Origin of the sequence: Hymenobacter translucens (genome assembly GCF_020685205.1) — a bacterium.
Classification (GTDB): Bacteria; Bacteroidota; Bacteroidia; order Cytophagales; family Hymenobacteraceae; genus Hymenobacter; species Hymenobacter translucens.
On sequence record NZ_JAJERB010000004.1, the window covers coordinates 68363 to 89550 of the forward strand.

Genomic DNA, 21188 nt, shown 5'->3' on the forward strand with positions numbered 1-21188 from the left:
GGGAGTGCAAAGATAACGAAGCAGTTTTTAGTCAAGCAACCTTTCACCGCTAATTTCTCCCGATTAATGCGGAAAAAGTCAGCAACGTGTTGATTATCAGTTTTGATTTTTTAACTGATTTTGGGTGCTCCGGTTCAGGGCCCGCTTCAGGGCGTTGTTGAACAGCACGTACAGCCCCAGCAGGGACACCAGCACCAGCACGGCCACCAGGATCTTGCCGATGGTGCCGGTTTCGGGGTTGCGGATAAGCGCGAATACGTCGCTGGCCTGGGTGCCGACCCAGTAAAAAAACAGGCTGCGGGGCAGCATGCCCACCACCGAGCCCAGCAGAAACCGCCGCCGGTCCACCCCTACTACGGCCAGGATAAACGTCATCAACGCAAACGGGGTCACGGGCGAAATCCGGGTCAGCACAATCAGCTGCCAGCTGTCGGCCTTAAGCTCCCGCATCACGGCCTCTACCTTGGGGAAGCGGTGCAGAAAAGCCGTCATCTTGCCGTGGTCCAGGGTAGACGCCACCTGAAACCCAACCAGCGACGCCAGGGCGTAGGCTGCCAGCATCCCCAGAAACCCTGACCAGCCAAAATAGAAGCCGGTGATAAGCACACCTACCGTCGTCGGCATGAGCGCAAACGACATCAGCACAGCCATAACAACAAAGTAAAGGACGGCTTCCAGCAGGGTGAGCTGCTCGAGCAGACCCTGGTTCTGGTAAAGCAGGACCGAAACGAAGGAAACGCCCACCAGCGGCATGCCCGACAGAAACAGCATCGAGAGCAGGGTGGAGGCGTTCTTTTGGAGAAGCTCTTTGAAAAAAGCCATGGGAAGGGCAGAAAAACAATCGGGCCGGCTAGGAGCAGCCGGCCCGAAGGTAGAACGTAAGATGCAGGCGGAAGGCTGCGCTAGCTCGTCGGCAAGCCCGCACCGGCCCCGTCGGATGGAAGCGGCGGCAGAGTTTTGTCCGGCCGGCCTGCTTACCTTTGGCGCCCAACCACCAGGTTTCCCACGTACTTTTCGAGTCCCACAGCCTCACCCATGAAATTCGGAACCAAAGCCATTCACGCCGGCGTGCACCCGGACCCCACCACCGGGGCCATCATGACGCCCATCTACCAGACCTCGACCTACGTGCAACGCTCCCCGGGTGACCACAAAGGCTTCGAGTACTCGCGTACCCACAACCCCACCCGCACCCAGCTGCAGAACGCTCTGGCCGCCCTCGACAACGGCAAGCACGGCCTGGCCTTCGCCTCCGGCATGGCCGCCACCGACTGCGTGGTCAAGCTGCTCAAGCCCGGCGACGAGGTGATTTCCACGAACGACCTGTACGGCGGCTCTTATCGCATCTTCACCAAGGTGTACGAGCCCCTGGGCATCAAATTTCACTTCGTGCCGATGCATGACATGGCCGCCGTGCGCGAAAAAGTAAATGAGCGGACCCGCATGATCTGGGTGGAAACGCCCACCAACCCCCTGCTCAACGTCATCGACATTGCCGCCGCTTCGGCCGTGGCCAAGGAGGCCGGGGCCTTGCTGGTGGTCGACAATACCTTCTCCACGCCCTACCTGCAAACCCCGCTGGAGCTGGGCGCCGACATCGTGGCGTACTCCCTGACCAAGTACATGGCCGGGCACTCCGACACGGTGATGGGCGCGCTCGTGTACAACGACGACCAACTGCACGAGCGGCTCAGCTTCTACCAGAACGCCTGCGGCGGCACGCCCGGTCCCCAGGACTGCTTTCTGGTGCTGCGCGGCCTGAAAACCCTGCATATCCGCATGCAGCGCCATTGCGAGAACGGCCGGAAAATAGCCGAGTTCCTCAAAGCTCACCCCAAGGTGGGCAAGGTGTACTGGCCGGGCTTTGCCGACCACCCCAACCACGAGGTAGCGGCCAAGCAGATGAACGACTTCGGCGGCATGATTTCCTTCGTGCTGGAAGGCGACCGGAAAGAGGACGCCGTGGCCGTGCTCGAAAAATTTGAGCTGTTCTCCCTGGCCGAAAGCCTGGGCGGTGTCGAAAGCCTGTCGGGCCACCCCGCCACGATGACCCACGCCAGCATCCCAGCCGAGGAGCGGCGCAAAGCCGGCCTGTCTGACTCCCTGATTCGCCTAAGCGTAGGAATTGAGGACGCGGACGACCTGATTGAGGATCTGCGCCAAGCCATCGGGTAAAACACCCCGCTTAGCACCTTGTGCTGAAAGCCGGCCTTTATCTACGGATAGAGGTCGGCTTTTTTGCGTTCGGCCGTCTGATGCGGCACATCTGCCCCAGCCAGGGCAGCGTATGTGGCTTCCCCTCCAACAGCTCCATCCGCTATGCGCATCCTGCTCTTTTTTCTGTGGCTACTAACTGCCTGCACCACCCCGGCCGCCGACCCGGGTACGCCCGCGAATCCGAATTCCTCAGCCAGTAACTTTCTTGCTCTCGGCGACTCCTACACCATCGGCGAAGGTGTAGGGGAGGCCGACCGGTGGGGCGTGCAGCTGGCCCGGCAGCTGCAGACCGAGAAAATCACCACGCCGGACATCATTGCCCGCACCGGCTGGACGACGGCCGAGCTGCTGTCCGCCATTCAGGCCGCCAACCTGCAGAAAACCTACGAGCTGGTTTCCTTGCAGATTGGGGTCAACAACCAGTTTCGGGGGCAGTCGGTAGCCACCTATCAAACGGAGTTCCGGCAGCTGCTGCAGCTAGCGGTACTACGGGCCGGTGGCCGGCCCCGGCGGGTGTTTGTCTTGTCAATTCCCGACTGGGGCCGCACGCCTTACGCCCAGGGCCGCGACCAGACCCGCATCAGCACGGAAATCGACCAGTTCAACGCGGTAGCCCGACAGGAATGCCAGCAGGCCGGCGTTGCCTTTGTCGATATTACGCCCCTGACCCGGGCCGCGGCGGGCGATGCCACTCAGTTCACCGCCGACAGGCTGCACTACTCGGGCCGCCACATGCAGCAGTGGGTTCAGCAGGCCTTACCGGTCGTGCAGGCCCTGCTGAAGTAGCTCTGAGTTAAGGCATCGTAAGGCAGAGCTGATGCCCCGGTCAGCGCCTCACGGTCGCGAATGGTCTGCTGCCGGTTGCTGGCAGCAGCAGTATCAGCAGGCCGTTTAAACGCTTGGCCTGGGTGAAATGAAGTGGGGCTGCCGACCAGGATTTGCTGGTCGGCAGCCCCGCACTGGATACGGCCGGTTTACTTGGTCGGCGTCGCCGTAGTGGAGTTGGAGTCCAGAATCTTGAGCAGCTCGTTGAGCTTGGGCGTCAGGATAATTTCGGTGCGGCGGTTCAGAGCCTTGTTGGCCGGGCTGTCGTTGGACGCTACCGGAATGTACTGCGAGCGGCCGGAGGCGGTAATGCGGGCCGGGTCAACGCCGCCGCTGGTGATGAGGCGGGCAATTTCGGTGGCGCGCAGCACACTCAGATCCCAGTTGTCCTGCATAGCGGCGGTAGGCCGGCTGAAGGCCACGTTATCGGTATGGCCTTCCACCACCACGTTCACATCGGACTGGGTTTTGAGCACGGTGGCCAGCTGCTTGAGGGCTTCCTGACCCTTGGGGTCGACTTTGGTGGAGCCCGACTTGAACAGCAGCTGCTCGGAAAGGGACACGTACACTTTGCCGTCCTTCATCTTTACCTGCAGGTCGGTGCCCTGGAAGCCACGCAGCGCATTGCTCACACTGGCCTTCAGGTCGTTGACCGCCTTGTCTTTGTCGGCCAGGGCCTGCTGCAGCTCCGCCATGCGGGCTTCACGCACCTTCAGGTCAGCGTTAAGCTTGTCAACTTCGGATTTGGTGCGCTTCAGGCTGGTGTCCAGTTCGCCCAGCTCGGCCTCGCGGCGGGCCAGGTCCCGGGCCATCTTGTTGTAGTCGGTAGATTTATCGGCTAGGGCCCGGTCACTGTTCTTGAGCAGCTTGTCGTAGGAGTCCGTTAGCTGGGTGTAGAGGGCGCGGGTGCGGCGCAGCGCATTTCCGGTCTGGGAAGAGTCATCGGTGAGGCGCTTGTTATCAAGGCGCATCTGGTTGAGCTGGTCGTTGACCTTCTTTAGCTCCGCCACGGCCTGCTGCTGCTGCCGCTCCGCGTCGGCCCGGGCCTTTTCCGTCGACTCCTTCTGCGCTTTCAGGTCGTCGTACTTTTTAAGGGTAGTACAGGCCGGCAGCAGTAGGGCAATGGCCAGCACGGCCGCAGGGCCGGAAAAGGAAAGTGTTTTCACGATAAAGACAGATTGCTGAACACGTTGGCGAGGCTGCCAAAACCAGACGCTACCTCCCTGGGGCAAGTTACTGAGTTACGCCCGCATCTGCCAATGTTGCGCTCCGGCAAACCGAAATCAATCTATCTTTGCCCTTCTGCGGTGATTGAAGCAGCAAGCTTTTTTAATCGAAAACAGAAGAAACTTGCGGCGTACCTTCGCCTTCCATTTTTTTACACCTTAACAACGGCTTAAAGCCTGCGGCTTGAAGCTATCCATCAGTAGCCCTCACAATAATGACCTGGTTTAAGCGCGTAGAGAAAGGAATCGTCACCCCGACGGATCAGAAGAAGGAGACGCCGGACGGGCTGTGGTACAAGTGCCCGGAGTGCAAGACTGTTGCCACCATGGCCGAGCACAAGCGCCTGCTATACACGTGTGCCAAGTGCAACCACCACGACCGGATAGAGTCGGCCGAGTACTTTGATATTCTGTTTGATGAGGGCAACTTCACCGAGCTGGATGCCAACATTACCTCCGGCGACCCCCTGCAGTTTGTGGATACCAAGCCCTACCCTCAGCGCGTGGCGGCTACCCAGAAGCAGAGCGGCCTGAAGGACGCCGTGCGTACGGGCCATGGGCTGATCAACGGCCTGCCCCTGGTGGTAGCCTGCATGGACTTCAAGTTTATCGGGGGCTCGATGGGCTCGGTGGTCGGGGAGAAGATTGCCCGCGCCATCGACTTCGCCCGCCAGAACCGGATTCCATTTCTGATGATCAGCAAGTCGGGTGGGGCCCGGATGATGGAAGCCGGCTACTCGCTGATGCAGATGGCTAAAACCTCGGCTAAGCTGGCCCTGCTGTCCGAAGCCGGCCTGCCCTTTATTTCCATGCTCACTGACCCTACCACCGGCGGCGTCACGGCCTCGTTCGCTATGCTCGGGGACTTCAACATCGCGGAGCCGGGCGCGTTGATCGGCTTTGCCGGCCCCCGCGTCATCAAGGAAACCATCGGTAAGGACCTACCCAAAGACTTTCAAAGCTCGGAGTTCGTGCTCGAACACGGCTTCCTGGATTTTATCGTCGACCGCAAAGACCTTAAACAACAGCTCACTGACCTGCTCACCATGCTGCGGCCGGTGGAAGTAGCAAGCCCGGTTGCCGCCCGCCCGGCCTAGCCCCGGCGGCGGATCCAAACATTTCGGCAAGCTTTTTGGAAAAGCCTGTCAGACGTGCCTTCCCGGCGTCTGGCAGGCTTTTTTGCTTGCCCGCATTGAGTAGACCGGCTGGCTGACGAGCTATATACTGGTTTTCGAATTGCGAACATTTTAGGCCGAACTGTAGTAAGCACGTCCAGATTCTCTCCCGATTCTTCACTCAAGTACCCTTCCCATGAAATCTTCAAAATCCCTTCTTTCGCTCTTTATGGCCCTCACGCTGCTGTTGGGGTCGTGTGCTTCTTCTAAAACTGCCGGCAGCGGCGACCTGTCGACGTCGAACGGCACCGGAGCCCGTAAAACCGGCATGAGCAAAACCGCTAAGGGCGGCGTGATTGGTGCCGGTACCGGCGCTGCCGCGGGAGCCGTGCTGGGCCGCGTGATTGGCGGCAAAAATGGAACGGCCGCCGGCGCCATCATCGGTGCCGCCGTGGGTGGTACCGGTGGTGCCCTCATCGGCCGCCGCATGGACAAGCAGGCGGAAGAACTGCAGCGCGACATGAAAAATGCCCGCGTAGAGCGCGTTGGCGAAGGCATCAAGATTACGTTTGATGCCGGTATTCTCTTCGATACCAACAAAGCTGACCTGCGCGCCGCCTCAGTGGCTGAAATCGACAAAATGGCGGAAGTGCTTAAAAAGTACCCCGACACCAACGTGATTGTAGAAGGCCACACCGACAATAGTGGTTCCGATGCCATCAACCAGCCCCTTTCGGAGCGTCGTGCCCAGGCAGTAGCCCAGGAAACGATTTCCAAAGGCGTTGAAGCCAGCCGAGTACAGACCCAGGGCTATGGCTCGTCGCAGCCGGTGGCCGATAATACGACGGCTGAAGGCAAGCAGGCCAACCGCCGCGTGGAAATTGCCATCTTCGCCAACGAGAAAATGAAGAAGGCCGCTGAGAACGGTACGCTGTAAGCAGCATCTGCCTTATCCGCTTTGCAAAAAGACCGCACCACTCGTGCGGTCTTTTTTGTATCCAGCTGGGGCAATAAACCAGCTTCCGTAAGCAGAAAGGAGAGTTTACGAGCTAGCCGGCAGCACTGGTCAGGAGGTTCTGCTGATCGGGTCGGCAGCCACGCATCAGCGGTAGAAACCGGTGGGTAAATACGTCGTCTACAGTTGAGGCTACGAAAAAATAAAAAATATATTTCGCCAAATAAAGGCCTTTAATAAGCTTTAAACGCGCATTTTTGTGCTCCGCTGACGGAATCTCTGTTTTTGGCACTGTGGTTGCAAAAGACCTTTCAGCAGAGGGTAGCCAAAAAACATAAACCTTCGTACGGTAACCCTGAATTTTCTGCTCTTACCAAACCTCCTAATTAAAAGGTCATGAAAAACCTCCGTTCGTATTTCGCAATGCTGCTGGCCGTGCTGCTGCTCGGCAACAACTTCGCTCAGGCTCAAACGACTACCACGACTGCCAAGAAGCCCTGGAGCAAAACGGCTAAAGGTGCCGTAATCGGTGGCCTGGGTGGTGCGGCCGGTGGTGCCGTACTGGGCCGCGTGATTGGCGGTAAGTCGGGCACGGCTAAAGGTGCTATCATTGGTGCCGCAGTAGGTGGTGCCGGTGGTGCTCTGATTGGCCGCCGCATGGACAAGCAGGCTGCTGAGCTCAAGCGCGACATGGCAGGTGCCCGCGTAGAGCGCGTAGGCGAAGGCATCAAGATCACCTTCGACTCGGGTATCCTGTTCGCCAAGAACTCTTCGAACCTGACTTCGACTGCTCAGGCCAACATCGCCAAGCTGGCTGAGACCTTGAAGAAGTATAACGACACCAACGTGCTGATCGAAGGTCACACCGACATCAGCGGTAGCGATGCCATCAATGATCCGCTGTCGCTGCGCCGGGCCCAGGCAGTGGCTAACTACGCCCAGGCTCAGGGTGTTGAAGCTTCGCGCTTCGAAACCAAAGGCTACGGCTCGCGTCAGCCCATTGCTGACAACTCCACCGAGGCTGGCCGCGTTGCCAACCGCCGCGTAGAGGTTGCCATCTTTGCCAACGAGAAGCTGCAGAAGGCTGCCGAGAAAGGCACCATCTAAGCTCCCTCACCTCGAGAATCCGCAATCGGGCGGCACCGCAGGGTGCCGCCCGATTTTTTTGTGCCTGCCCATGTGGTGTGCTGGCAACCCCGGTTCAGCTTCGGCGGTACATGCACTATGACCTCTGAACCGCCCATCAGCTACGCTGCCGAGCCCGCTGCCAAAACCTGGCAGGACCACCTGATCCTGCACGAGTTCTACGGCCCGCTGCCGCTGGAACCCCGGCGCACCCCGATGCGGGAGCTGATTTCAACGTTGCTGTCGCACCGTACCACTCACCGCGACGAGGAGCTGGCCTACACGCGTATGCTCGAAACATTTGGCGACTGGGAGGGCGTGATGGCGGCCCCAACGACCGAGCTGGCCTACGCCATCCGGACCACCCGCTGGCCCGACACCCAGGCTCCCCGAATCCAGGAGGTTTTGCGCCGCATTAAAGCCGAGCAGGGCAAAATATCCCTGGACTTCTTGGCTGACTGGTCGACTGAGCAGGGGCTGGAGTGGCTGATGGCTATGCCGGGCATCGGGCTGAAAACGGCTTCGCTGGTACTGCTGTTCAACTTTCGAAAGCCGGTGCTGCCCATTGATACGCACGTCCACCGGGTTGCCCAGCGGGTGGGCATGATCGGTCCTAAAGCATCCGCCGAGAAAGCGCATAAGCTGCTGCTCGATATGCTGCCGCCCGACCCCGTAGTGCTGCTCAACTTTCACAAGCATAACTACTGGCACGGCCAGCACATCTGCTTTTTCACCCAGCCCGATTGCCCCCGGTGCCCACTCAAAGATTTCTGCAACTACTACCTGGAGCACTACGGTCCGGCTACTGAGGAGGCATTGGCGGCTACTCCTAGTCACTGGAACCCGACCTGGGGTGAGCTGCAGCACTAGCCTTGCGTGCGGTTTTACTGCAGGCTCCGGATTTTGGCCTCCAGCTCATCGACAAACGGGTGGAGGTAGCTGGGAATGTTCGCCTTCTGCGTATCGATCAGCCAGAAGCGGCGCTGCCCGTTATCCTGTATCTCCACGTAGTAGCCGCCTCCGTCGGTGAAGTCAGGCTGACCGATGTAGCCGTTGGAATGGCTCAGAAGCTGAGCAGGGACCTGCCCGGGCAAGCCTGCCACTACTTGGTACTGCCCTAGCGTTTTGGCTAACTGATAATCACCATTGTAGGCGGCGTCGGGCGACGGATATCCATCTTTTATGTCTTCGTGAAGCTGCCCGGCAGCTTTATCAATCCTGAAAATATCAATGCAGCTTTCGCCCAGGCAGTAGCCATGAAACCAGCCGAAAACCATCGTATCCACCGGGGTCGGCTTGGCACAGTCTTTTTCACAGGCGGGCAGGACCAGGGCGAAAGCGGCTGCCGTCAGAAGGAGTTTCAAAGAGGTCATGGAAATATAAGTTAAAGTAGAACCACGACTTTAAGAGCATTCCCCAGCCACAGAAGTTGCATGGAAAGCCACTTTGCCCGCTCAGCCCGGCTTGTTGTCTATCTTTACTGAACCTATGCGTCTTGTTCACCACCCGGTACTCTGCAACTACTACGTCACCTACCGGTGCAATGCGCGCTGCTCGTTTTGCGACATCTGGGAAAAGCCGTCCCCCTACATTCAGCTGGCTGATGTAGAGCAGAACCTGCGCGACCTGAAGCGGCTGGGTGTCAGCGTGGTTGATTTCACGGGCGGGGAGCCCCTGTTGCACCGACAGATTCATGAGTTTGTGGGCCTGGCGCACGACATGGGCTTTATTACCACGCTCACGACCAACTGTCTGCTGTACCCGAAATATGCCGAGCGGCTGCGGGGTAAAGTTGATATGCTGCATTTCTCGCTTGATGCTTCCGAAAAAGAAGTGCACGATAAGGGCAGGGGCGTGGCTTGCTACGACTTTGTGCTGGAAAGCATCCGGGTTGCCCGGGAACTGGGCGAGCGGCCGGACATTCTCTTCACCGTTTTCCGCGAAAACCTGCACGATCTGGAAGCCGTGTACCGCGATATTGCCCGCCCCAACGGGTTGGTTTTGATTATCAATCCCGCTTTCGAATACAACGCCGTAGCTACCGGCGAGCAGCTGACGCCCGAGGAACTCGACTACCTTTCCGCCTTTGGCAAGCGCAAGGGCGTGTACCTTAATGAGGCTTTCATTCAGCTTCGCAAGGATGGGGGCAACCACGTGGCGGCGCCGGTCTGCAAAGCAGGCAGCACGACGCTGGTAATTTCGCCCAGCAACGAGCTGGTGCTGCCTTGCTATCACCTGGGGGAGCAGAAATTTCCCATCGGGGGCCAGCTCTACGACCTGTATCATACCCCGGAGGTGCGGCGACAAATTGCGCTGGAAGGGCGGCTGCCCCAGTGCGAAGGCTGTACCATCAACTGCTATATGCAGCCCAGCTTTGCCGTGGAAGTAAACAAGTACTTCTGGCAGGCCCTGCCCAGCACCCTGCGCTACAACCTGAACAAAGGCACCTGGAAGCGGATGCTGGCAAGGTGAGCCTAAGCCCAATTTGGTTGAATCAGGTAAAAAGCCGCAACTTCAGGGCCGCTCAACGTTACTGCTATGCCGCTTATTCTGCCAGTTCATGGAATTCTGCCCCAGTTGGGTACCGGTTGCTACGTAGCTGAAAACGCTACGATTATTGGCGACGTCGTGCTGGGCGCGGAATGTACCGTGTGGTTTAACGCCGTCATCCGGGGCGACGTGAATGCCATCCGCATCGGCGACAAAACCAACGTGCAGGACGGAGCCGTGATTCACTGCACCTACCAAAAGGCGGCTACCACCATTGGGTCGCGCGTCAGCATCGGGCACAAGGCTATTGTGCACGGCTGCACCATTGCCGACGACGTGCTCATTGGCATGGGTGCCATTGTGATGGATCAGGCAGTAGTGGGGGAGGGGTGCATCATTGCCGCCGGGGCGGTAGTGCTCGAAAACACGCAGTGTGAGCCCGGCTACCTCTACGCTGGCGTCCCGGCCCGACGGGTGAAGCCCGTGAGTGAAGAGCAGCGCCAAACCATTAGCCGCACCGCCGACAACTACGTGCTGTACGCTAGCTGGCTGTAATCCAGCAACCTTTCTGCAAGTGTGTTGATGGGGAATTTAGCGAGCAACTCCTATTGCCTGCGCGGGCCCGAGTCGGACGTGGGGAGGCCCCGTATGGCGGAGCTTCAGGGTAGAAGAAATCTTTGTAATTAAAATCGGCCTGCCTCTTTTATTATAACTCTATTTATATACTTTTGCAATCAACAGCTATACCATCAGATGCAGGCTGTAGTGATTCTGTACTTTACTTCAGTTCTTTTTTCCTTCCTTTTTCTCTTTCTTACCATTTATGAAGAAGTTCTTCTCCTATCTGTCCGTTGCTGTTCTCTCGGCCGCTTCGCTTTCCTCGTGCAGCCGCTCGAACTATGCTTTCCAGCCCGGCACCTCGCCCTACCACGCGTCGCAGGCCGTAACGGCCGCTGCTCCGGCCGCGGAAGCCACCGCCTCGGTGGAAGCTGCTGCTCCCGTAGCCATAGAAGCCGCCCCGGCTCAGGTGGCTGCCAAGGCACTGGCCGCTCCCGCCAAGCGTGTTGCTTCTCCCCGGGCCGTAGCTGCTCCGGTAGCTGCCAAAGCCGTTGAAGCTCCCGTTGTCGCTGAAAAAGTGGCTGCCAAGGCTCCCGTTGCTCCGGCTGCCCCCGCCGCTGAAGGCAAAAGCCAGATTGTTGCCGCTGTACTGGCTTTCCTGGTAGGCTGGCTGGGCGTACACCGCTTCTACCTGGGCTACACCGGTATCGGCATCGTTCAGATCCTGACGTTCGGTGGTTTCTTTGGCATTTGGCCGCTGATTGACCTAGTTCGCATCTGCATGGGCTCCCTGAAGCCGAAAGGCGGGGACTATGCCAAGAAGTTTGGCGACAAGTAAGTCTCGCTGCTCCGGCTGGCATAAGCCAGAATACTAGTGAGAAGGCTCCTGCGCGCAGGAGCCTTTTTCGTGCGGTTTTGCGGGGGATTAGGGGCCGCAACGGTGGGCTGCTGGCCGTAGGCGCCGCCTACGCGCCCTGCGTAGGGCCACAAAAAATTTGATCTGCCGCAGATAGTATCGGGCTGAAAATCTGGCGTGTATCAGTAATGCTAAAAAAGTAGGGTAACTACGATTGAAAAAAAATCTTCGACTTAAGGCCTAGGTACAATTAAATCAAATACTTTTACCATCCACTTATGCTGCGTGTTTTTCATAAGCCCGCCAGTGTAGTGTTTAACAGGTTTGTTTCTTCTAACTAAACTCACTTTCATCTCATCCTAACTTTCCCATGAAGAAGTTTTACACCTACTGCTCCGTAGCTCTGCTAAGCGCCGCTACGTTGTCGTCGTGCAGCCGCTCGAACTATGCCTTCCAGCCTTCCGGCCCGGCTTATCATGCCACTGTAACTCCGGCCGCTCCTGCCCCGGCTGTTTCGGAGGCAACGGCCAGCGCTTCGGCAGCTGAGGAAGCCCCGGTAGCTACGGAGACGCCGGCTAAAGCAGCAGCCAAGGCGCTGGCCGCCCCGGCCGCCAAGTCGGTTGAAACGAAAGCTCAGGTTGTGAAAAAAGCCGTGGTTGCGTCTGAGTCCGCTTCCAGCAAGGTAGAGGCCAAGCAGCTGCTCAAGCAGGTGAAGAAGGCTACGGCCAAGGCACCGGCCGGAACCACGGCTGAGGGCAAAAGCCAGCTGATTGCGTTGATTCTGGCGTTGCTGGTGGGCTCGTTTGGGGTGCACCGCTTCTACCTGGGCTACACCGGCCGGGGTATCCTGTTGCTTTGCCTGACCTTGTTCGGCTGGATCCTGTTCGGCCTCGGGCCGCTGGTAGCTTTCGTTATGGCTATCATCGACGCCGTGAACATCTACCAGGGTGAGCTGAAGCCGGCCAACGGCGACTACACGGAGAAGCTCAATGACAGCTCCAGCTCATCGAAGTCCGACACCAAAACGGACTCCAAGAAGAAGTAGTACTTCTGCGCTTGAGTGAAAAAGAGCTGGGGCTGTGCGTCCCGGCTCTTTTTTCTTTTAGGTGACGGCCTGCTTATCACCTGTCGACTGAAGCCTTGCGCCCAAGCCAGGTATGCCTCATTTCCAATTCTTTGTTTATGACGAAAATCTACACCTATTGCCTCCTGACTCTGCTCAGTGTGGCTTCGCTTTCCTCGTGCAGCCGCTCGAACTATGCTTTCCAGCCCGGCACCTCGCCCTACCACGCGTCGCAGGCCGTAACGGCCGCTGCCCCAACGGCTGAAGCCACTGCCTCGGTGGAAGCGGGCGTCCCCGTAGCGGTAGAGGCGGTTCCGGGTCAGGTAGCCGCCAAGGCACTGGCAACTATGGCTGCGCGTGATAAGGCCGCCAAGCCCCGGCAGTCGGAAAAGGTGGCTAAGCGGAAGCAGGAGCGGAAAGTCCTGATCCAGCACTCCAAGCTGCTGGTGCAGGAAACCGGCCAGCTGCTGAAAGCCAAAGAGCTGGCGGGCGACAGTGCGCCCGCTGGTAAAAGCCAACTGACGGCTCTGCTGCTCTCAATCTTCCTGGGCCCGCTGGGGGTCGGACGCTTTTATCTGGGCTATACCGGGCGGGGGTTGCTGTACCTGGGCCTGGCACTCGGCGGATTCGCTATTTTCCTGCTGTATGTGACTCTGCAGGCCGCCAGCTTTGCCGCTGCGGCCGGTGGGGCCGATACCGTGGGCGCCGGGCTCGGTATCCTCGGCGCGCTGCTGCTGCTGGGCATCTTTGTGCCGTATTTCACGGCCTGGGTGCTGTCCATTATCGACAGTATCCGGATCTACCAGGGGAAGCTGCTGCCGAAGAATGGCGACTACGCTCAAAAGCTAGGCGGAAGCAAAGCTGCCGAAGCCGGCGACGCAACGGGGAAGTAGCCCTCTACATATGCCTACGGCGCGCATGCTGGCAGATTCAGTAAAACCGAACGCCTACTCCGGGCGTTAACCCGGAGGCTCTTACTTGCTTATTACATCGATGTCTCCCGGGATGAACCGTGCTGGTCTGTATCTACTGATTTCGATGTTCAGCGCGGCCGCCCTGGCTTCGTGCAGTCGCGCCCACTACGCTTTTCGCGCCGGTACCCCGGCCTCCCCCGGCCCCGACCCTGAAACGGAAGCAGTCAGGCCGGCGCCCCCGGTTGCGGAAGCAGGTAGTACGCCCGGGCCCGATTTAGCTATTCGGGAGATGCAGCCAAGCCGGCAAGCCACGCACGCGCTGCTAGCAGCAGCACAGCCTACTCGGGTTAGACTAGAAAGTAGCGTGGAGAGCAAGCCGCCCCGTCCCAAAAAGACCAAGAAGGCCAAGGGCGAAGTAAAAAAGCTGCCGGTTACGCCCCCGCAGTCGTCGAAAAGCCAGATTGTAGCCCTGGTGCTGGCAGCCGTTTTCCTGACCGGCATGCTGGGCGTGAGTCGCTTTTACCTGGGCTATACCGGCCGGGGCCTGCTGTATCTGGGGCTGTGCCTGTTTAGCTTCGCCACGTTCTTCTTCACTTTCGGGCTCGGGGGTATCGGTTATCTGATAGCGCTGACTCTGACCATTATCGATGCCGTCCACATATTCCGGGGCGACTTAAAGCCCAAAGGACGCGAGTACACGGTCAAGCTCAAATAAGACGACCGTAATGCAAAAAAAGGCCGGCTGCGCAATGCAGCCGGCCTTTTTCATACTGTGGGAAGTGTGCTTAGGCGTCGAGCGGGAGGCCGTCGGCGGGGTCCATCTCGGCGGGGGTTATCACCCGTACCTGCACCAGCTCCACCGTCCGGCGCGAGCGTTTCAGCACCCGGAACTCGTAGGGGTCGACCACGGCTACGTCGCCGACTTCCGGAATGCTGCCGTAAATCACATTGAGCAGTCCGCCCACGGTTTCGTAGTCGTCGCCTTCGGGCAGGGGGAAGGGCAGGTACTCGTTGGCGTCGGAAATGGCTGTGGAGGTATTCACGCGGTATTCCACTTCCGAAACCTTTTCCACCACCGGTACCTCGTTGTCGTACTCATCCTGGATTTCGCCCACGAGCTCCTCCATAATGTCTTCGATGGTCACGATGCCGGACACGCCGCCGAATTCGTCGGAGACGATGGCCATGTGCATGTGCTTGCGCTGGAACTGGCGCAGCAGACGGTTGATTTTCTTGGTTTCAGGCACGAAGTACGCCGGCCGCATGATTTTGGAGAGTACGATGGGCTCATTGCGGCGAATAATCTGGAGCAGATCCTTCACGTAGAGCACGCCCACGATGTTGTCGATGCTTTCCTCATACACCGGAATGCGGGAGTAGCCTTCGCTGTACACCGTTTCAAGCACCTCATCCTGGGGAGCATCCACGTCGATGGCGGCAATTTTGGTGCGGGGCACCATGATCTGCTTGACCATCCGGTCGTTGAACTCGAATACGTTCTCCAGCAGTTCGTGCTCGGAATCCTGAATCTCGCCGCTTTGCTTACTCTGGTCGAGCAGCAAGCGCAGCTCCTCGGCGGAATGGGCCTCAGCTCCGTGAATCGGCCGGATGCCAAGCGCCCGCAGAATCAGACTGGAAAGCCAGTTAAGTAAGATAATCGGCAGCTTGAACAGCAGATAAAAGCCATGGAGTGGCGCGGCGACAAACAAGCTTGTGGACTCCGGGCGCTGAATGGCCAACGACTTGGGAGCCAGCTCGCCAAATACGATGTGCAGAACGGTAATCAGGGCAAAAGAGGTAGGCAGGGCAATGCGATGCGCTAGTTCCGGGCTGACGTCCAGTCCCAGTGCGGCTACAATAGCCAGAATAATCTGGGATACGACGCTTTCTCCAATCCAACCCAGGCCCAGCGAGGCCAGCGTAATGCCGAGCTGCGTAGCCGATAAGTAACCATCGAGGTTATGGAGAATGCTTTGGGTGAGCTTCGCGAGCCGGTTGCCCTCCTGTGCCCGCAGGTCGATTTGTGAAAGCCGAACTTTGACAATCGCAAACTCGGCGGCCACGAAAAAGCCGTTCAGCAAAACGAGCAGAACGGTAAAGAAAATATTTAAGATCATAGGTTCGGAAAGTCTGGCTCTGACGGCCGAATTTCCATTTCATTACAAAAGTACGGGATTCTGTCCAAGCGGTTCGGCGCCGGAACTTGCCTTCGGGCTGCCGCCGCACCCGAAGGGCCGCTGCCGGGAAGAAGTGCAAACAAAATCAAGTGAAAATAAATCCGGGTTTCGCGGCCTTGGGTCCAACGGGTGTGAAAAAACGGGGTTGACAGCGCCGATGAGCGGGAACACGGCCGAGATTGTGACTCTTCCTGCCGTACTTTGTTTACTGCTTTCCCAAGCAAGCTTCTAATGCTCTTTTTCTCTATGTCTTTTTTAAACCGGATTGTACTGCTCGTACTGCTGCTGCTACCCGTGGCCGCCAGCCGGGCCCAGGTCCTGACGCCTACCAAGCTTTCCGTGGCGCTAAGTCAGCCCGCGGCGAAAGTGGGCGAGGAAGTCGACCTGATCGTGAATGCCCGCATGGATGATACCTGGCACCTCTACGCCACGGACTTCGATCCCGACCTGGGGCCCACTGCGTTCACGTTTACGTTCACTAAAAGCCCCGCCTATGAGCTGGTGGGTAAGCCAAAGTCCATCAACTCCAAGCACGAGTACGACGATGTATTCAAAGGCGAGGTGGCCTACTTCGTAAAAACCGGACAGATCCGCCAGCGCATCCGCGTGCTTCAGCCCGGCCCGCTCTCCATCAAAGCCGACGTCGAGTACCAGACCTGCACCGACACCGACGGACGTTGCATTCCGGGCTCCGAAACCCTCACGTTTGGGACCATCACCGTCAGCGGAGTTGCGGCCAAGCCTACCGGTGCCGTTACCCCGCCCGGCGCCGGTCCGGCCACCGCCACGGCGGCGGCTCCAGCCCCGGCCGCTTCCCCGGAAACGTCCGCTGCAACTACCCTCGGCGCTGCCGATGCTGATTCGGCTGCCAGTTCGCTGACCGCGCCAGCCGCTGCTGAAAATGCCGCGCCGCCTGCTTCCGAAACTATTGCGGCCGCAGCGCCGGCCGCCCTGGCCGCGGCGGAGCCGCAGTCGGCTCAGCCGGTACTGGGCTTGTGGGAGTACCTGGTGCTGGCCTTCGGGGCGGGGTTGCTGGCCGTCATCATGCCCTGCGTGTACCCCATGCTGCCCATGACGGTGTCGTACTTTACCAATACCAGCGGCTCCCGGGGCCAGTCGATTGCCAAAGCGGTGGTGTACGCCCTGTCCATTATTGCCATTTACACCAGCGTGGGCGTGCTGCTCAGCGTGCTGTTCGGAGCCGATGCCGGCAACGTCATCAGCTCCCACTGGCTGCCCAACGTGCTGTCGTTCGTGATTTTCATTTTGTTTGGCCTGTCCTTTCTGGGGCTGTTTGAAATCAACGCGCCCAGCGCCCTGGTCAACTCCGTCGACAAGCAGGCCGACAAAGGGGGCTGGTCCGGACTGTTTTTCATGGCCGCTACGCTGGTGCTGGTGTCGTTTTCCTGCACCGTGCCTTTCGTGGGCTCGGTGGCCATTGCCTCGGCCAACGGGGAGCTGCTGCGCCCCACGCTGGGCATGCTGAGCTTTTCCCTGGCCTTTGCGTTTCCCTTCCTGCTGTTCGCCCTGTTTCCGTCCTGGCTGAAGAGCTTACCGCGCTCCGGCGGCTGGCTGAACACCTTTAAGGTAACGCTCGGCTTTCTGGAGCTGGCCCTGGCCTTCAAGTTTCTGAGCTCCGCCGACTTGTCCTACCACTGGCACCTGCTGCCCCGGGGGCTGTTTCTGAGCATCTGGGCCGTGCTGGCCGCGCTGCTGGGCTTTTACCTGCTCGGCAAGATTCGTTTACCCCACGACGACGAAACATCCCGGGTGAGCGTGCCGCGTCTGCTGCTGGCCGGCGTCGTCTTTACGTTTTTCCTGTACTTGGTGCCCGGTTTGTTTGGCGCCCCACTGCCGGCGCTGTCGGCCCTGGCCCCGCCCCCGGCCCGTACCGATTTTGTGCTGGGTGGCAGTACGCCGGCGGTAGCGGTAGGCGATGCGCAGACCAGCCTGTGCGAGGCCCCGCGCTACGCCCAGGATCTGGAGCTGCCCCTGAACCTGCCGGGGTACTTCGACCTGCAGCAGGCCCTGCGCTGCGCCCGGGAAAAGAACAAGCCCGTCTTCGTTGACTTTACCGGCCACAACTGCGGCAACTGCCGCAAGATGGAAGCCAGCGTGTGGAGCGACCCGGAGGTGCTGCGCCGCCTGCGCGAGGACTATGTTATCGTGGCTCTCTACGTAGACGATAAGACTGAGCTGCCGGCCTCCGAGTGGTATACGTCGAAGCGGGACGGCCGGGAAAAACGCAATCTGGGTGAGCAGAACCTGGACTTTCAGATCAGCCGGTTCGGCGCCAATGCCCAGCCGTACTACGTAATTCTGTCGCCCGACGGGAAAAGCCTGGTGCCGCCCGTGGCCTACGACCCCGATGTGACCCACTTCGTCAACTTCCTGGATGCCGGCCTGCGCAACTACCGCCAGCAGTCGGCGCCGGTTGCTGCCCGCTAGATTCCCACACTTTCGCCAACCTTACTTCCTGCCATGCGAAACCTCGGCCTCTCTTTTCTCTTTCTGCTGCTAACCACCGCTCTTAGTGCGCAGGGGCAGCCGGCACCTGGTACGGCGAAGCCCGATGCCTCGCGCATCACCCTGGTTATTCACGGCGGGGCCGGCACCATCACCCGGGCCAACATGACGCCGGAAAAGGAGAAGGCCTACCAGGAAAAGCTAAACGAGGCCCTGCAGGTGGGCTACGCTATTCTGAAGAAGGGCGGTACCTCGCTGGATGCCGTGGAAGCTACGGTGCGCGTGATGGAGGACTCGCCGCTATTCAATGCCGGCAAGGGCGCCGTGTTCACCCACGAGGGCCGGAATGAGCTGGACGCGGCCATTATGGACGGTAAAACCGGCAAGGCCGGGGCTGTAGCCGGCATTACGGTGGTGCGCAACCCCATTTCTGCCGCCCGGGCCGTAATGGAGAAGTCGGAGCACGTGATGATGGTGGGGCCCGGGGCCGAGCAGTTTGCCCGGGAGAAAGGCCTGGAAATCGTGGAACCGGCGTACTTCTACACCGAGGCCCGGCACAAGCAGTGGGAAACGGCGGTGCAGAAAGACAAAAGTGCCGGCACTGCCGACCAGCTCAGCGCGCCGACCAAAGCCGTGCCGTCGGCTGCACCGGTGAAAACCAAAGTGAAGGTGAAGATCGGCAAGCCCCAAAGCAGCGTGGAGGATCAGATCTTTACTGAGGGCCGCAAGTTCGGCACGGTGGGCGCCGTGGCGCTGGATCAGTATGGCAATCTGGCGGCGGCCACCAGCACCGGGGGGATGACCAACAAGCGCTACGGCCGGGTGGGGGATGCGCCCATTATCGGGGCCGGCACCTACGCCGACAATGCCGCCTGCGCCGTTTCGGCAACCGGGCACGGGGAGTTCTTTATCCGCTACGCCGTGGCCCATGATATTGCAGCCCGGATGCAGTACAAAGGTCAGACGGTGCAGCAGGCCGCCGGCGACGTAGTACTAAAGAAGCTGGTGGAGCTGGGCGGGGAAGGCGGCGTCATCGCGCTTGACCGGGAAGGCAACTTCGCCATGCCCTTTAACTCGGAAGGCATGTACCGGGGCTACATCAAAGCCAATGGGCAGAGCGAGGTGCTGATTTACAAATAAAGCAGCGAAACGCCTTTTATCTGACGAGCTGTATAATCGTGGGCATAATTTCCGTTCTTTGCCCGCATTCAAGGCATAGGCCTCGTCTGAAAACTCAAAAAGGCTGCACCCACCCAGATGCAGCCTCTTGAAAGAGAACATATCCACCCAGATACGTTCCGTTTTTTCCCCCTCACAGATCCCCCTTGTGCAGAAGAAGGACTTCAACCTTCTCGAAGTTGCCAGCAGCGTTCCGGGCACCCGATCTCCTCAACTCCACCCCTGGAAAAGGAGAGATGACAGGACTGCTTCAGCTTTTCTACACACTACCAGCGCCTTTCGCGCTGGATTGTAACAAATGTAGTAGAGTCACTGATATAATAAAATAATTTCATTCAATTGGATAATAATTTACAATAATTCTATAAAATATGCTTTCTTGTTAAAACATAGTCAATGAACGGGTAAAAAAATGGCGCGTAATTACGAACTTGACGAGACGGACCGTAAAATACTGTCACTTCTCACGGAGGATGCTAAAATCCCGTACACAGAAATAGCCCGCAAGGTGCATGTGTCGGGGGGGACCGTACACGTGCGGATGGCTCGTCTGGAAGAGCTGGGCATTGTAAAAGGAGCCACCCTGAAGATCGACTATCCCAAGCTCGGCTACGGCGTAAATGCCTTTCTGGGCATCTATCTGCTGAAAAGCTCGGTGTATGGCAGCGTGGCCGAGCAGCTGCGCGAAATTCCGGAGGTGGTCAATATCCACTTTACGACCGGGGCCTACGGCATCTTTGCCCGCATCGTGTGCCGCGACACCCAGCATCTGCGCGACGTGCTCCACGACCGGGTACAGCTCATTGAAGGCATCGAGCGGACGGAAACGCTAATTTCACTGGAGGAAACCCTGAGCCGCCCGATTCAGCTGATGTAAGGGCAGCAGGACGCAGGTTGCAGCAGGCATTTCCGGATTGGGTTGCCCCGGGCAGTGTATTTACTTATATTTCGTAGTAAAATAGCTGCTGTCAGGAGTCTACCGCTGCATATGAAAGCTTACCTCGTCGCATTGCTTGTTTTCGGAGCAGCTACTGCCGGGCTGGCCCAAAGCCTGCCGGCCGTGTACCTGAACGCCCACGAGGAAGAAACCGTCCCGGACAGCGCCACGCACTACCGCATTGTGGACCGCCGCAGCGGCTCCGACTATCCCGTCCGGGAATACAACCTGTCCGGCACACTGCGGCTACGGGGAACCCTGAGCAACATCGACCCACCCATCCGCAACGGGCTGTTCACCTGGTACCACCCCAACGGGTCGAAAGCCAGCCAGGTGCACTACCGTGACGATGAAGCCCATGGGGTGTACGTGGCCTGGTACGAGGATGGGCACATCAGCAGCAGGGGCGAGTACGAGGACGGGCAGCGCACCGGGCGCTGGGTAAGCGTGCATCGCAACGGGCAGAAGCGCTCCACCGGGGCATACGTGGCCGGGCGGCAGCACGGGGAGTGGCGTTACTACTTCGATAACGGGCAGCTAAGCGCCGTGGAGCAGTTCAATCACGGGCATAGCCTGGCAGTAGCCTTTTATAAGTCCGACGGCAGCGTGCTGGCGCGTCCCCTGGCCCGGCGGCAGGCCCCGGAGTTTCCCGGCGGCGAAGCGGCGTTGCTGCAGCACCTGGCCCGGGCTACGGTGTATCCCAAGTCGGCCCGGCGCAAAAACATCAGCGGCAAAGTTTACGTGACGTACACCGTGGGAGAGGACGGGCGCGTGGGACAGGTGCGCGTGGTGCGGGGACTGGCCCCCGAGGTCGATAATGAGGCCCGGCGGATCGTGGCCAACCTGCCCGCCTTCCGGCCGGGACGGGAGTACAACGTGCCCACGGCCATGACGTTTACCCTGCCCATCATCTTCGGGCCCTCGTTTAGCTTGTTTGGCGAGGCCCGCCCCCTGCATACCCGCCCGATTGAGGCCCGGGCCGGCTACCCCGACGAAAGCTACTGACGGCCCGCGCTTAGCTACTGGCGTGCAGCGTCACCCTCAGCCCGGTAACCACATAAGAACAAAGCCCCCGCTCCAAATCC

At 59.1% G+C, this 21188-nt stretch carries 20 protein-coding genes; 16 read left to right on the plus strand and 4 right to left on the minus strand.

Annotated features, from left to right (window positions below; translation table 11 throughout):
- Positions 1-96: 96 nt before the first annotated feature.
- Positions 97-822, minus strand: a complete 726-nt coding sequence (locus LJY25_RS10480) for a TVP38/TMEM64 family protein (RefSeq protein WP_227608285.1) — start codon at positions 820-822, stop codon at positions 97-99.
- A gap of 213 nt (positions 823-1035) precedes the next feature.
- Here LJY25_RS10480 and LJY25_RS10485 point away from each other — a divergent pair, with 213 nt between their 5' ends.
- Together LJY25_RS10485 and LJY25_RS10490 are read left to right on the plus strand one after the other, a co-directional pair.
- A complete protein-coding gene (locus LJY25_RS10485; protein ID WP_227608286.1) occupies positions 1036-2175 on the plus strand; it encodes a cystathionine gamma-synthase in 1140 nt (379 codons plus the stop codon).
- Positions 2176-2319: 144 nt separating this feature from the next.
- Positions 2320-3003 carry an SGNH/GDSL hydrolase family protein gene (locus tag LJY25_RS10490; RefSeq protein ID WP_227608287.1) on the plus strand — a complete coding sequence of 228 codons (684 nt, stop codon included), beginning with the start codon at positions 2320-2322 and terminating at the stop codon, positions 3001-3003.
- A gap of 188 nt (positions 3004-3191) precedes the next feature.
- Here LJY25_RS10490 and LJY25_RS10495 read toward each other — a convergent pair whose 3' ends face one another.
- Positions 3192-4208: an OmpA family protein gene (locus LJY25_RS10495; RefSeq protein ID WP_227608288.1), complete on the minus strand. Its 1017-nt coding sequence runs from the start codon at positions 4206-4208 to the stop codon at positions 3192-3194.
- 275 nt (positions 4209-4483) lie between these two features.
- Here LJY25_RS10495 and accD point away from each other — a divergent pair, with 275 nt between their 5' ends.
- From accD to LJY25_RS10515, 4 genes are all read left to right on the plus strand, one after another.
- Positions 4484-5365 (plus strand): acetyl-CoA carboxylase, carboxyltransferase subunit beta, encoded by an 882-nt coding sequence (accD, locus tag LJY25_RS10500; protein WP_227608289.1) that lies wholly within the window; start codon positions 4484-4486, stop codon positions 5363-5365.
- Positions 5366-5579: 214 nt separating this feature from the next.
- The gene (locus LJY25_RS10505) at positions 5580-6320 is read left to right on the plus strand and encodes an OmpA family protein (RefSeq protein WP_227608290.1); all 741 of its coding nucleotides are present in this window, start codon (positions 5580-5582) and stop codon (positions 6318-6320) included.
- Between the two features lie 414 nt (positions 6321-6734).
- Positions 6735-7445 (plus strand): OmpA family protein, encoded by a 711-nt coding sequence (locus LJY25_RS10510; protein ID WP_227608291.1) that lies wholly within the window; start codon positions 6735-6737, stop codon positions 7443-7445.
- Between the two features lie 117 nt (positions 7446-7562).
- Positions 7563-8333: an endonuclease III domain-containing protein gene (locus tag LJY25_RS10515; protein WP_227608292.1), complete on the plus strand. Its 771-nt coding sequence runs from the start codon at positions 7563-7565 to the stop codon at positions 8331-8333.
- 14 nt (positions 8334-8347) lie between these two features.
- Here the strand turns inward: LJY25_RS10515 and LJY25_RS10520 are convergent, their stop codons facing one another.
- Positions 8348-8836: a hypothetical protein gene (locus tag LJY25_RS10520; RefSeq protein ID WP_227608293.1), complete on the minus strand. Its 489-nt coding sequence runs from the start codon at positions 8834-8836 to the stop codon at positions 8348-8350.
- A gap of 115 nt (positions 8837-8951) precedes the next feature.
- Between LJY25_RS10520 and LJY25_RS10525 the strand changes: the two genes are divergently transcribed.
- The 6 genes from LJY25_RS10525 (at position 8952) to LJY25_RS10550 (ending at position 14059) form a co-directional block, all read left to right on the plus strand.
- The gene (locus tag LJY25_RS10525) at positions 8952-9935 is read left to right on the plus strand and encodes a radical SAM protein (RefSeq protein WP_227608294.1); all 984 of its coding nucleotides are present in this window, start codon (positions 8952-8954) and stop codon (positions 9933-9935) included.
- A 66-nt stretch (positions 9936-10001) separates the two neighbouring features.
- Positions 10002-10508, plus strand: a complete 507-nt coding sequence (locus LJY25_RS10530) for a gamma carbonic anhydrase family protein (protein ID WP_227608295.1) — start codon at positions 10002-10004, stop codon at positions 10506-10508.
- A gap of 268 nt (positions 10509-10776) precedes the next feature.
- Positions 10777-11349 (plus strand): TM2 domain-containing protein, encoded by a 573-nt coding sequence (locus tag LJY25_RS10535; protein WP_227608296.1) that lies wholly within the window; start codon positions 10777-10779, stop codon positions 11347-11349.
- 388 nt (positions 11350-11737) lie between these two features.
- Entirely contained in the window at positions 11738-12412 is a 675-nt protein-coding gene (locus tag LJY25_RS10540) for a TM2 domain-containing protein (protein WP_227608297.1), read from the plus strand.
- Positions 12413-12549: 137 nt separating this feature from the next.
- Positions 12550-13323 carry a TM2 domain-containing protein gene (locus LJY25_RS10545; protein ID WP_227608298.1) on the plus strand — a complete coding sequence of 258 codons (774 nt, stop codon included), beginning with the start codon at positions 12550-12552 and terminating at the stop codon, positions 13321-13323.
- Between the two features lie 385 nt (positions 13324-13708).
- A complete protein-coding gene (locus LJY25_RS10550; protein ID WP_227608299.1) occupies positions 13709-14059 on the plus strand; it encodes a TM2 domain-containing protein in 351 nt (116 codons plus the stop codon).
- A gap of 70 nt (positions 14060-14129) precedes the next feature.
- On the opposite strand, the gene LJY25_RS10555 is transcribed toward LJY25_RS10550, so the two are convergent.
- Positions 14130-15461 carry a hemolysin family protein gene (locus LJY25_RS10555; protein ID WP_227608300.1) on the minus strand — a complete coding sequence of 444 codons (1332 nt, stop codon included), beginning with the start codon at positions 15459-15461 and terminating at the stop codon, positions 14130-14132.
- Positions 15462-15767: 306 nt separating this feature from the next.
- Between LJY25_RS10555 and LJY25_RS10560 the strand changes: the two genes are divergently transcribed.
- The 4 genes from LJY25_RS10560 (at position 15768) to LJY25_RS10575 (ending at position 21108) form a co-directional block, all read left to right on the plus strand.
- The gene (locus LJY25_RS10560; RefSeq protein WP_227608301.1) at positions 15768-17969 is read left to right on the plus strand and encodes a protein-disulfide reductase DsbD family protein; all 2202 of its coding nucleotides are present in this window, start codon (positions 15768-15770) and stop codon (positions 17967-17969) included.
- Between the two features lie 33 nt (positions 17970-18002).
- Positions 18003-19127: an isoaspartyl peptidase/L-asparaginase family protein gene (locus tag LJY25_RS10565; RefSeq protein ID WP_227608302.1), complete on the plus strand. Its 1125-nt coding sequence runs from the start codon at positions 18003-18005 to the stop codon at positions 19125-19127.
- A gap of 451 nt (positions 19128-19578) precedes the next feature.
- Positions 19579-20043, plus strand: a complete 465-nt coding sequence (locus LJY25_RS10570; RefSeq protein ID WP_227608303.1) for an AsnC family transcriptional regulator — start codon at positions 19579-19581, stop codon at positions 20041-20043.
- Between the two features lie 111 nt (positions 20044-20154).
- Entirely contained in the window at positions 20155-21108 is a 954-nt protein-coding gene (locus LJY25_RS10575; protein WP_227608304.1) for a TonB family protein, read from the plus strand.
- The last annotated feature ends 80 nt before the right edge of the window (positions 21109-21188 follow it).

Bases quoted from the DNA above. Each gene is read 5' to 3' on its own strand.
- LJY25_RS10545 (WP_227608298.1), top strand. From the start codon at position 12,550: ATGACGAAAATCTACACCTATTGCCTCCTGACTCTGCTCAGTGTGGCT.
- LJY25_RS10560 (WP_227608301.1), top strand. From the start codon at position 15,768: ATGTCTTTTTTAAACCGGATTGTACTGCTCGTACTGCTGCTGCTACCC.
- LJY25_RS10565 (WP_227608302.1), top strand. From the start codon at position 18,003: ATGCGAAACCTCGGCCTCTCTTTTCTCTTTCTGCTGCTAACCACCGCT.
- LJY25_RS10490 (WP_227608287.1), top strand. From the start codon at position 2,320: ATGCGCATCCTGCTCTTTTTTCTGTGGCTACTAACTGCCTGCACCACC.
- LJY25_RS10555 (WP_227608300.1), bottom strand. From the start codon at position 15,461: ATGATCTTAAATATTTTCTTTACCGTTCTGCTCGTTTTGCTGAACGGC.
- LJY25_RS10505 (WP_227608290.1), top strand. From the start codon at position 5,580: ATGAAATCTTCAAAATCCCTTCTTTCGCTCTTTATGGCCCTCACGCTG.
- LJY25_RS10540 (WP_227608297.1), top strand. From the start codon at position 11,738: ATGAAGAAGTTTTACACCTACTGCTCCGTAGCTCTGCTAAGCGCCGCT.
- LJY25_RS10520 (WP_227608293.1), bottom strand. From the start codon at position 8,836: ATGACCTCTTTGAAACTCCTTCTGACGGCAGCCGCTTTCGCCCTGGTC.
- LJY25_RS10485 (WP_227608286.1), top strand. From the start codon at position 1,036: ATGAAATTCGGAACCAAAGCCATTCACGCCGGCGTGCACCCGGACCCC.
- LJY25_RS10575 (WP_227608304.1), top strand. From the start codon at position 20,155: ATGAAAGCTTACCTCGTCGCATTGCTTGTTTTCGGAGCAGCTACTGCC.
- LJY25_RS10510 (WP_227608291.1), top strand. From the start codon at position 6,735: ATGAAAAACCTCCGTTCGTATTTCGCAATGCTGCTGGCCGTGCTGCTG.
- LJY25_RS10530 (WP_227608295.1), top strand. From the start codon at position 10,002: ATGCCGCTTATTCTGCCAGTTCATGGAATTCTGCCCCAGTTGGGTACC.
- LJY25_RS10525 (WP_227608294.1), top strand. From the start codon at position 8,952: ATGCGTCTTGTTCACCACCCGGTACTCTGCAACTACTACGTCACCTAC.
- LJY25_RS10535 (WP_227608296.1), top strand. From the start codon at position 10,777: ATGAAGAAGTTCTTCTCCTATCTGTCCGTTGCTGTTCTCTCGGCCGCT.
- LJY25_RS10570 (WP_227608303.1), top strand. From the start codon at position 19,579: ATGGCGCGTAATTACGAACTTGACGAGACGGACCGTAAAATACTGTCA.
- LJY25_RS10480 (WP_227608285.1), bottom strand. From the start codon at position 822: ATGGCTTTTTTCAAAGAGCTTCTCCAAAAGAACGCCTCCACCCTGCTC.
- LJY25_RS10515 (WP_227608292.1), top strand. From the start codon at position 7,563: ATGACCTCTGAACCGCCCATCAGCTACGCTGCCGAGCCCGCTGCCAAA.
- accD (WP_227608289.1), top strand. From the start codon at position 4,484: ATGACCTGGTTTAAGCGCGTAGAGAAAGGAATCGTCACCCCGACGGAT.